General features: G+C 73.8%; 6 protein-coding genes and 3 pseudogenes. 6 read left to right on the forward strand and 3 right to left on the reverse strand.

Going from position 1 to position 10183, the window contains the following annotated elements; all coding sequences use genetic code 11:
- From MW084_RS05425 to MW084_RS05435, 3 genes and pseudogenes are all read right to left on the reverse strand, one after another.
- Nucleotides 1–602 (reverse strand): annotated as a pseudogene (locus MW084_RS05425) (NADH-quinone oxidoreductase subunit C); the annotation flags it as partial.
- Nucleotides 599–1225, reverse strand: a complete 627-nt coding sequence (locus tag MW084_RS05430; RefSeq protein ID WP_010470583.1) for an NADH-quinone oxidoreductase subunit B — start codon at nt 1223–1225, stop codon at nt 599–601. The pseudogene MW084_RS05425 and the gene MW084_RS05430, both read right to left, overlap by 4 nt.
- Nucleotides 1216–1608, reverse strand: coding sequence for an NADH-quinone oxidoreductase subunit A (locus MW084_RS05435; RefSeq protein ID WP_010470584.1), 393 nt, complete (start codon nt 1606–1608; stop codon nt 1216–1218). Before MW084_RS05435 ends, MW084_RS05430 begins: the two co-directional genes overlap by 10 nt.
- A 394-nt stretch (nt 1609–2002) precedes the next feature.
- Between MW084_RS05435 and MW084_RS05440 the strand changes: the two genes are divergently transcribed.
- From MW084_RS05440 to rarD, 6 genes and pseudogenes are all read left to right on the forward strand, one after another.
- The gene (locus tag MW084_RS05440) at nt 2003–3115 is read left to right on the forward strand and encodes a sensor histidine kinase (RefSeq protein WP_255129478.1); all 1113 of its coding nucleotides are present in this window, start codon (nt 2003–2005) and stop codon (nt 3113–3115) included.
- Between the two features lie 309 nt (nt 3116–3424).
- A pseudogene (locus MW084_RS05445) lies at nt 3425–4746 on the forward strand (sensor histidine kinase).
- Nucleotides 4747–4894: 148 nt separating this feature from the next.
- Nucleotides 4895–5536: pseudogene (locus MW084_RS05450) on the forward strand (response regulator transcription factor); the annotation flags it as partial.
- A 283-nt stretch (nt 5537–5819) separates the two neighbouring features.
- Complete coding sequence (locus MW084_RS05455) at nt 5820–7796, forward strand: 2-oxoacid:acceptor oxidoreductase subunit alpha (RefSeq protein ID WP_029553919.1); 1977 nt, start codon at nt 5820–5822, stop codon at nt 7794–7796.
- A complete protein-coding gene (locus MW084_RS05460) occupies nt 7786–8838 on the forward strand; it encodes a 2-oxoacid:ferredoxin oxidoreductase subunit beta (protein ID WP_010475926.1) in 1053 nt (350 codons plus the stop codon). Before MW084_RS05455 ends, MW084_RS05460 begins: the two co-directional genes overlap by 11 nt.
- Before the next feature lie 263 nt (nt 8839–9101).
- The coding region (gene rarD / locus MW084_RS05465) for an EamA family transporter RarD (RefSeq protein ID WP_420833729.1) at nt 9102–10172 on the forward strand (1071 nt) is incomplete at its 3' end.
- Between the last annotated feature and the right edge of the window lie 11 nt (nt 10173–10183).

Below are 10183 nucleotides of genomic sequence, written 5' to 3' on the forward strand. Positions count from 1 at the left end.
GGCCGCGGACGGGCGGGGGCGGCCGGGAGCCGGCCCTTCAGCGGGCCCCACTCGTTGGGGTCGGGGACGCCGGGCGGCAGCATCTGGCGCCGCCTGGGGCCGTCGTGCTCGGACTCGCCCGGCTCCTTGGCGCCGGGCCACGCCTTGGCGACACGGGCGGCCAGGACGAAGTCCTTGCGGAGGGGGTGGCCCTCGAAGTTGTCGGGGAGCAGGAGGTGCGCCGGGTTCGGGTGGCCCTCGAAGACCACGCCGAACATCTCGTGCGTCTCGCGCTCGTGCCAGGCGGCGCCCGCGTACACGCCCACGGCCGTGGGCAGGGCGGGTGCCTCGTGCGGGACCGTGGTGCGCAGGAGGAGGCGCCGCACCCGGCCGTTCTCCGGCGCGGCGACGTGGGCGCAGACGCGGAACCCGGTGCCGGGCTCGTCGACGGCGCTCAACCAGTCGAAGTAGGTGCAGCCCAGGGCGTCGCGGGCGGTCTCCAGCGCGGGGATCCACGAGTCGGCGGGCACGTCGACCGTCAGCAGGTCGTACGCCCGTCCGGCGGTGGCCTCCGGTCCGAAGACGTCGGCGACGGCGTCGGGCAGCGTGTCGTAGGCGTTCACTCCGCACCGCCCCCGGGGGCGGGCGGCGGGGCGACCGGGCCGCTGCGCAGGGCGGCGGCGGAGGGCCGGGACGCCCCCCGGCCGTACCGCTCGTCCAGCGACTCGCGGGCGATCTTCTCCTGGAGCTTGAGGATGCCCTGGAGGAGCGCCTCCGGCCGCGGCGGGCAGCCCGGCACGTACACGTCGACCGGGATGATCTGGTCGACGCCCTTGGTGACGGAGTACGAGTCCCAGTAGGGCCCGCCGCAGTTGGAGCAGGCGCCGAAGGAGATCACGTACTTCGGTTCCGGCATCTGCTCGTACAGGCGGCGCACGGCGGGCGCCATCTTGTCGGTGACCGTGCCGGACACGATCATCAGGTCGGCCTGGCGCGGGCCCGGCGCGAAGGGGATCACGCCGAGCCGGATGAAGTCGTGGCGGGCCATCGACGCGGCGATGAACTCGATGGCGCAGCAGGCCAGCCCGAAGTTGAAGACCCACAGGCTGTAGCGGCGGCCCCAGTTCAGGACCACCTTCATCGGCTCGGGCGCCAGTCGGGACAGCAGGCCCAGCCGCTGCGGCTCGGGCAGCGGCACGGGCTCGGCGGGCACGCCGGCGGTGCCGGCTCCGGGAGTCACGTCCATGTCAGGACGCCCTTCTTGTACGCGTAGAGCAGTCCCACGGCGAGGAAGCCGAGGAAGACGAACATCTCCACCAGTGTGGCCGCTCCGTACCCCGCCTCGGCGAAGACGGTCGCCCACGGGAAGAGGAAGATCGAGTCGACCGCGAAGATCACGTAGAGGAAGGCGTAGACGTAGTAGCGGACCTGGGTGTGGGCCCAGCCCTCCCCCACCGGGTCGACGCCGCACTCGTACGTCAGGAGCTTCTCCGGCGTCGGCACGACGGGGCGGAGCAGCCGCCCGGCCGCGAAGGCGGCGGCCACGAAGAGCACGCCGAGGACGGCGAGGAGTCCGACGGCCGAGTAGCCCTGGAAGTAGTCGGCCGCGAGCCCGGTCCGTTCCGGCACGTCCGCTCCTCTCTTCCTGCCCCCGCGGGCGCCGATCCGGCGATCCGTACGCACGGGAGTCTAGGCCCTGGCGAATTCCGGGGGTCGGCCGTGTCGCGCCCGGGGTGGGGCTGCCCCCACCGCACACCACCCGCGTACCCCATGGTGCCGCGGGGTCGCGACCCGGCAGGCTGACACCATGACCACGCGCAGCGACCGGCCGTACCCGGCTGCCCCCTCCCCCACCGGGCCGTCCGGGCCCGCCGGAACCGGCCGGGCGGCCGGTACGCACAAGGCGGCCGGGGCGGGCGGACCGGCGGGAACCGGGCCCGGAGGGGCATTCGCCGAGGCGGTCGGCCGCGCCCGGCCGGAAGCGCCCGCGGGTCCCGCGGGGCGTGTCGGGTTCGGGGCCATCATGTGGAAGGAGGTCGTCCACCTCCTGCTGAACCTCCCGTCGTCGCTCCTCGCGTTCGTGTACGTGACGGTGGTGGTGTCCGTGGGCGCCGCGCTCTCCGTGACGGTCGTCGGGCTGCCGCTGCTGGCGGCCGGGCTGGCCGGGGCGCGGCTGGTCGGGCGGGTGGAGCGGGCGCGCGCCCGGGGCCTGCTGGGCGTCCGGGTCGACGAGCCGAGCCGCCCGCCGCGCCGGCCGGGCGGCGGGCCGGTGGCGGCGGTGTGGACGGCGCTGCGGGACGCGGTGGCGTGGCGGACGATGCTGTACGGGTTCGTGCGGCTGCCCTGGGGCGTGGTGACGTTCGCCGTGACGTTCGTGGCGCTGTTCGTGCTGTGGCCCGCGCTGCCGTACCTGGCGCGCGCCATGGCGAACGCCGACCGCGCGATGGTGCGGGGCCTGCTGGGCCCGTCGGACGAGTTGGAGCGGCGCGTCGCGGAGCTGGAGTCGGATCGGGGTGTGGTGGTGGACACCGCGGCCGCCGACCTGCGCCGCATCGAACGGGACCTGCACGACGGCGCGCAGGCCCGCCTGGTCGCCCTCGCCATGGACCTGGGCCTGGCCAAGGAGAAAGCCGCCGAAGACCCCCACGCCGCCACCCGCATGGTGGAAGAAGCCCACGACGAGGTGAAACTCGCCCTGCGCGAACTACGCGACCTCGCCCGCGGCATCCACCCCGCCATCCTCACCGACCGCGGCCTGGACGCCGCCCTGTCCGCCGTCGCCTCACGCTGCACCGTCCCCGTCACCGTCAACGCCGACCTGCCCACCCGACCCGCCCCCGCCATCGAGGGCATCGCCTACTTCACCGTCTCCGAACTCCTCCAGAACGTCTCCAAACACGCCCACGCCACCCACGCCACCGTCGACGTACGACGCACCGAAGACCGCCTCCTCATCCAGGTCACCGACGACGGACACGGCGGCGCCGACCCCACCACCGGCACCGGCCTCGCCGGACTCACCGAACGCCTCGACGCCGTCGACGGACTCCTCACCCTCCACTCCCCACCCGGCGGCCCCACCACCGCCACCGCCGAACTCCCCTGGCGGAGCCGGGCGGCGGACGCGCGGCGCTGAACGGTGCCGGACCCGGTCCGGCGCCGGATCCGATCCGGCGCCCGCTCCGGGGCGGCCGGCCACCCACCCGTACCGCTGCCGGCCCCGCACCGGAGCGGCCCCCACCGGAGCCGGCCCCCGCGAAGGACCGGCACCCGGCGTCCGGCACCCGGCCCACCGGCCGCACCGCACCACACTGCGACCCGCACCGCACCACCGGCCGCACCGCACCACACCCCGACCCGCACCGCACCGCGACCCGACCCGCACCACACCCCGACCCCACACCGCGACCCCGCGACCCCGCACCGACAGAAACGGAACCCCACCATGGCCCTGGCACACGGCTCCCGCACCGGCCGGCCGCGCGCGCCGCGCCTCCCCGCCGGGTCGGCCGCACCGTTCGCGGCGCACACCTGGCGGGCGTTCGGTCACCTGGTGGTCGGCCTCCCCCTGAGCCTGTGCTACTTCGTCCTGTCCGTGACGGTCCTCGCGGTCGGCACCGGACTGGTCGTCACGTTCGTCGGCGTACCCCTCCTGGCCCTGGGGCTGGCCGTGTGCCGGGGCATCGGCGCGGTCGAACGGGCCCGGGCCCGCGCCCTCCTCGGGGTGCGCGTCGACGCTCCGGAGCCGGCCCGTGCCAGGCCCGGCGCCCGGCTCGCGGACACCATGTGGGCGCTCCTCAAGAGCGGCGCCTCCTGGCGGCACCTGCTGTACACGCTGCTGCACATGCCGTGGGCGGTGATCGCGTTCTCCCTGGCGGTGACCGCCTGCACCGTCTCGTGGATGCTGCTCACGTACCCGCTGTGGCAGTGGGCGCTGCCCCTGAACGCCGGTGCGAGGGGCATCCAGCTCCCCGGGGACGGGACGCGCGGCCGCGTACTGGACTCGGCGGGCGAGCTGGCGGTGACCAGTCTCGTCGGGCTGGTCCTGGTGTACCTGGCGACCTGGCTGGTGCGGGCCCTGGCGGTCGTGGACGGCCTGTTCGTGCGGGGCCTGCTCGGGCCGTCCCGGCTGGCCACCCGGGTCGTCGAGCTGGAGTCGGATCGGGGTGTGGTGGTGGACACCGCGGCCGCCGACCTGCGCCGCATCGAACGGGACCTGCACGACGGCGCGCAGGCCCGCCTGGTCGCCCTCGCCATGGACCTGGGCCTGGCCAAGGAGAAAGCCGCCGAAGACCCCCACGCCGCCACCCGCATGGTGGAAGAAGCCCACGACGAGGTGAAACTCGCCCTGCGCGAACTACGCGACCTCGCCCGCGGCATCCACCCCGCCATCCTCACCGACCGCGGCCTGGACGCCGCCCTGTCCGCCGTCGCCTCACGCTGCACCGTCCCCGTCACCGTCAACGCCGACCTGCCCACCCGAGACGCTCAGCCATCGAGGGCATCGCCTACTTCACCGTCTCCGAACTCCTCCAGAACGTCTCCAAACACGCCCACGCCACCCACGCCACCGTCGACGTACGACGCACCGAAGACCGCCTCCTCATCCAGGTCACCGACGACGGACACGGCGGCGCCGACCCCACCACCGGCACCGGCCTCGCCGGACTTACCGAACGCCTCGACGCCGTCGACGGACTCCTCACCCTCCACTCCCCACCCGGCGGCCCCACCACCGCCACCGCCGAACTCCCCTGGCGCGCCTGAGAACGGCCGGGAACAGTTGAACGATCTCCGCGCGTACGGGCGGAGTTGCTGCGATCCTGGCAGGGGCGGCGGACGTCGCCGTCCGGAACCGAGATCGGAAGTGGGGGGCCGCGGGACCGTGGACGACAGGGTGCGGGTGGTCATCGCCGAGGACTCCGTGCTGCTCAGAGAGGGCCTGACCCGGCTGCTGACCGACCGGGGGCACGAGGTCGTCGCCGGCGTCGGGGACGCGGACGCCCTGTTGGAGGCCGTGGACGCGCTGGCCGCCGAGGGCGCCCCGCCGGACGTGGTCGTGGCGGACGTGCGGATGCCGCCGACCCACACCGACGAGGGGGTCAGGGCGGCCGTACGGCTCCGCGCGGACCACCCGGCCGTCGGGGTGCTGGTGCTGTCGCAGTACGTCGAGGAGCGGTACGCGACGGAACTGCTGGCCGACAGCGGCCGGGGCGTGGGCTACCTGCTGAAGGACCGGGTGGCGGACGTCCGCGAGTTCGTGGACGCGGTGGTGCGGGTCGCCCGGGGCGGTACGGCGCTCGACCCGGAGGTCGTGGCGCAGCTGCTGGGGCGGAGCCGCCGGCAGGACGTGCTGGCGGGGCTGACGCCGCGCGAGCGGGAGGTCCTCGGTCTGATGGCGGAGGGCCGGACGAACTCCGCGATCGCCAAGCAGCTCGTGGTGAGCGACGGGGCGGTCGAGAAGCACGTCGGCAACATCTTCCTGAAGCTGGGGCTCGCGCCGAGCGAGGGGGACCACCGCCGGGTCCTCGCCGTGCTGGCCCACGTGAACTCCTGAACCGCCGGCGGTGCCCCGGACCAGGACCGAGGACTGAGGACTGAGGGCCGAGGACCGAAGACCGAGCCGGGAGTGCCGCTCCGGTGGCGCACGGGGAGGGACGAAGCATGATGTTCCAGGACGAAAGCACATCCCAGGAGAACGTCCACTATCCGAGCTGTCCAGGGAAGGGGACCCTTACCGACGTAGGGTGGGCCTCGGGGCGTCCGGTCGTCCGGCCGTCTTCCGAGCGTTCTCCCGCCGACGGCGGGGTGACCCCTTGTCTCGAGGGAGGTCCAGTTCAGTGACCAGCCAGGTCAGTAGCCCGGCCGAGCAGACAGGCGAGGCGGTGCGCGGGGCCCGGACGGCCGACGGGGCGGCCGCCGGGGAGCAGCCCGGCACCCCGGTGCGGCGCGTCCCCGCGAAGGAGGTCCGCCGTCTGGACCGGGTGATCATCCGCTTCGCGGGCGACTCGGGTGACGGCATGCAGCTCACGGGTGACCGGTTCACGTCGGAGACGGCGTCGTTCGGCAACGACCTGTCGACGCTGCCGAACTTCCCCGCCGAGATCCGGGCGCCCGCCGGGACGCTGCCGGGCGTCTCGTCGTTCCAGTTGCACTTCGCCGACCACGACATCCTCACGCCCGGCGACGCGCCGAACGTGCTGGTCGCGATGAACCCGGCCGCGCTGAAGGCGAACATCGCGGACGTGCCGCGCGGCGGCGAGGTCATCGTCAACACGGACGAGTTCGCGAAGCGGGCCATGGCGAAGGTGGGCTACACGACCTCGCCGCTGGAGGACGGGTCGCTGGACGGCTACCGCGTCCACCCCGTGCCGCTGACGACCCTCACCGTCGAGGCGCTGAAGGACTTCGGCCTGTCCCGCAGGGAGGCGGAGCGGTCGAAGAACATGTTCGCGCTGGGCCTGCTGTCGTGGATGTACCACCGGCCGACGGAGGGCACCGAGCAGTTCCTGCGGAGGAAGTTCGCGAAGAAGCCGGAGATCGCGGAGGCGAACGTCGCCGCGTTCCGCGCGGGCTGGAACTTCGGCGAGACGACGGAGGACTTCGCCGTCTCCTACGAGGTCGCCCCCGCCACGTCGGCGTTCCCGCCCGGCACGTACCGGAACATCTCCGGGAACCTGGCCCTGTCGTACGGCCTGATCGCGGCCGCCGACCGGGCGGGCCTGCCGCTGTTCCTCGGCTCGTACCCGATCACCCCGGCCTCGGACATCCTGCACGAGCTGAGCCGGCACAAGAACTTCGGCGTGCGGACCTTCCAGGCGGAGGACGAGATCGCCGGCATCGGCGCGGCGCTGGGCGCGGCGTTCGGCGGTTCGCTGGCGGTGACGACCACCTCCGGGCCGGGCGTGGCGCTGAAGTCCGAGACGATCGGCCTGGCCGTCTCCCTGGAGCTGCCGCTGCTGATCGTCGACATCCAGCGCGGCGGCCCCTCCACGGGCCTGCCGACCAAGACCGAGCAGGCGGACCTGCTCCAGGCGATGTACGGGCGCAACGGCGAGGCCCCGGTGCCGGTGGTGGCGCCGCGCACCCCGGCGGACTGCTTCGACGCCGCCCTGGAGGCCGCGCGGATCGCCCTGGAGTACCGGACGCCGGTGTTCCTCCTCTCCGACGGGTACCTGGCGAACGGCTCCGAGCCGTGGCGCGTCCCGGACCCGGAGGACCTCCCCGACCTGGGCGTCGCCTTCGCGACGGGCCCGAACCACACTCTGGACGACGGCACGCGGGTCTTCTGGCCGTACAAGCGCGACCCCGAGACCCTGGCGCGGCCCTGGGCGCTGCCCGGCACGCCCGGCCTGGAACACCGGATCGGCGGCATCGAGAAGCAGGACGGCACGGGCAACATCTCGTACGACCCGGCCAACCACGACTTCATGGTCCGCACCCGCCAGGCCAAGGTCGACGGGATCGCCGTCCCGGACCTGGAGGTCGACGACCCGGACGGCACGGCGCGGACCCTGGTGCTCGGCTGGGGCTCCACCTACGGGCCGATCACCGCCGCCGTGCGCCGGCTGCGCGCCGGCGGCGAGGCGATCGCCCAGGCCCACCTGCGGCACCTCAACCCCTTCCCCGCCAACCTCGGCGAGGTCCTGGAGCGGTACGGGAACGTCGTCGTCCCCGAGATGAACCTCGGCCAGCTCGCCACCCTCATCCGCGCGAAGTACCTGGTCGACGCGCGCAGCCACACGCAGGTCAACGGCATGCCGTTCAAGGCGGAGCGGCTCGCCGAGGCACTCAAGGAGGCCGTCGATGCCCGGTGAAGCCCTGAAGCTGGTGCCCAAGGCCGCGGCCGAGCAGTCCATGAAGGACTTCAAGTCCGACCAGGAGGTCCGCTGGTGCCCCGGGTGCGGCGACTACGCGATCCTCGCCGCCGTCCAGGGCTTCATGCCCGAGCTGGGACTGGCGAGGGAGAACATCGTCTTCGTCTCCGGCATCGGCTGCTCCTCGCGCTTCCCGTACTACCTGAACACCTACGGGATGCACTCCATCCACGGCCGCGCCCCCGCCATCGCCACCGGTCTGTCCACCTCGCGCCGCGACCTGTCGGTCTGGGTCGTCACCGGTGACGGCGACGCGCTGTCCATCGGCGGCAACCACCTGATCCACGCCCTGCGGCGGAACGTCAACCTCAAGATCCTGCTGTTCAACAACCGGATCTACGGCCTGACCAAGGGCCAGTACTCGCCCACCTCCGAGGTCGGCAAGATCACCAAGTCCACGCCGATGGGCTCGCTGGACGCGCCGTTCAACCCGGTGTCGCTGGCGCTGGGCGCGGAGGCGACCTTCGTCGCCCGGACGGTCGACTCCGACCGCAGGCACCTCACCGAGGTCCTGCGGCAGGCCGCCGACCACCCCGGCACGGCGCTGGTGGAGATCTACCAGAACTGCAACATCTTCAACGACGGCGCCTTCGACGCGCTCAAGGACAAGGAGCGGGCCCAGGACGCGGTGATCCGGCTGGAGCACGGCCGTCCGATCCGCTTCGGCCCGGACGGGTCGAAGGGGGTCGTCCGCGACCCGGCGACGGGGGACCTGGAGGTCGTCGCCGTCACCCCGGAGAACGAGGCGCGGGTGCTGGTCCACGACGCGCACGCCGCTTCCCCGACCACGGCCTTCGCGCTCTCGCGGCTGGCCGACCCGGACACCCTGCACCACACGCCGATCGGTGTCCTGCGCAGCGTCCGGCGGCCGGTCTACGACACGCTGATGGCCGAGCAGCTCGACACCGCCGTGGAGCAGCGGGGCAAGGGCGACCTGGCCGCCCTGCTCGCCGGCGGCGACACCTGGACGGTCGTCGGCTGAGGCCGCCCCGGCCGTCCACCGCCCCGGCCCCGGACCCGTGCGGGTCCGGGGCCGGGGCGTTCCGCGGGGCGGGCGTCCCGTAGGGGCGGGGGCTGGCGCCCCGTAGGGGCGGCCCCCGGGACCTTCCGTACCCCGGATGTGCCGTACCCCGGACCTGCCCCGGCACCCGGCCCTGCGGTGCGCCCGGCCCCGGCCCCGGCGGGCCGCCCGGGGCGGTGGTCCCGCGGGCGCGCCCGTCCGGCACTGCCCCGACAGGGCATGTCATGACCGTATGGCGATACGGGCATGACAGACCGTCCCGTGCGGCGTTACCGTCGAGCGGACGACGTGGCGCGGGACGGCAACGCCCCGGACAGGAAGTGGAGCGGCCAGTGGCGGCCAGGAACGACGGCGGGGGCGGTCAGAGGACGGGACTCCTCTACGGGATCGGGGCCTACGGCATCTGGGGGCTCTTCCCCCTGTACTGGCCCCTGCTGGAGCCGTCGGGCGCGGTGGAGATCCTCGCCCACCGCATGGCCTGGTCGCTGGTGGCCGTGGCGCTCGCGCTGCTGGTCCTGCGGCGCTGGGCGTGGATACCCCCGCTGCTGCGGCAGCCGCGGAGACTGGCGCTCGTCGCGGCCGGGGCGGCGGTGATCACCCTGAACTGGGGCGTCTACATCTGGGCCGTGAACGCCGGCCACGTCGTCGAGTCGTCCCTCGGGTACTTCATCAACCCGCTGGTCACCATCACCATGGGCGTCGTCCTGCTGAAGGAGCGGCTGCGGCCGGTGCAGTGGGCGGCGGTCGGCGTCGCCTTCGCGGCGGTGGTCGTGCTGGCCGTCGGGTACGGCAGGCCGCCGTGGATCTCGCTGGTGCTGGCGTTCTCCTTCGCGACGTACGGGCTGGTGAAGAAGAAGGTCAACCTGGGCGGCCTGGAGTCGCTGGGCGCCGAGACGGCGGTCGTCTTCCTCCCGGCCGTCGGGTACCTCGTGTGGCTGGGCGCGCAGGGGTCCGCCACGTTCGGCACGGCGGGGGCGGGTCATACGGCGCTGCTCGTCTCGACGGGGCTGGTCACGGCGGTGCCGCTGGTGTGCTTCGGCGCGGCGGCGATCCGCGTGCCGCTGTCGACGCTGGGGCTGCTGCAGTACCTGGCGCCCGTCTTCCAGTTCCTGATGGGGGTGGTGTACTTCCGGGAGGCCATGCCGCCGGAGCGGTGGGCCGGGTTCGCGCTGGTGTGGCTGGCGTTGACGCTGCTCACCTGGGACGCCCTGCGCGGGGCGCGGCGCACGCGCAGGGCGCGCGCGGCCCTCGCCCGGACAGTGGCGGAGGCCGCCGCCCCGGAGGCCGCCGCCCNCNGGCCGCGGAC

Source organism: Streptomyces sudanensis (genome assembly GCF_023614315.1).
Taxonomy (GTDB): Bacteria; Actinomycetota; Actinomycetes; order Streptomycetales; family Streptomycetaceae; genus Streptomyces; species Streptomyces sudanensis.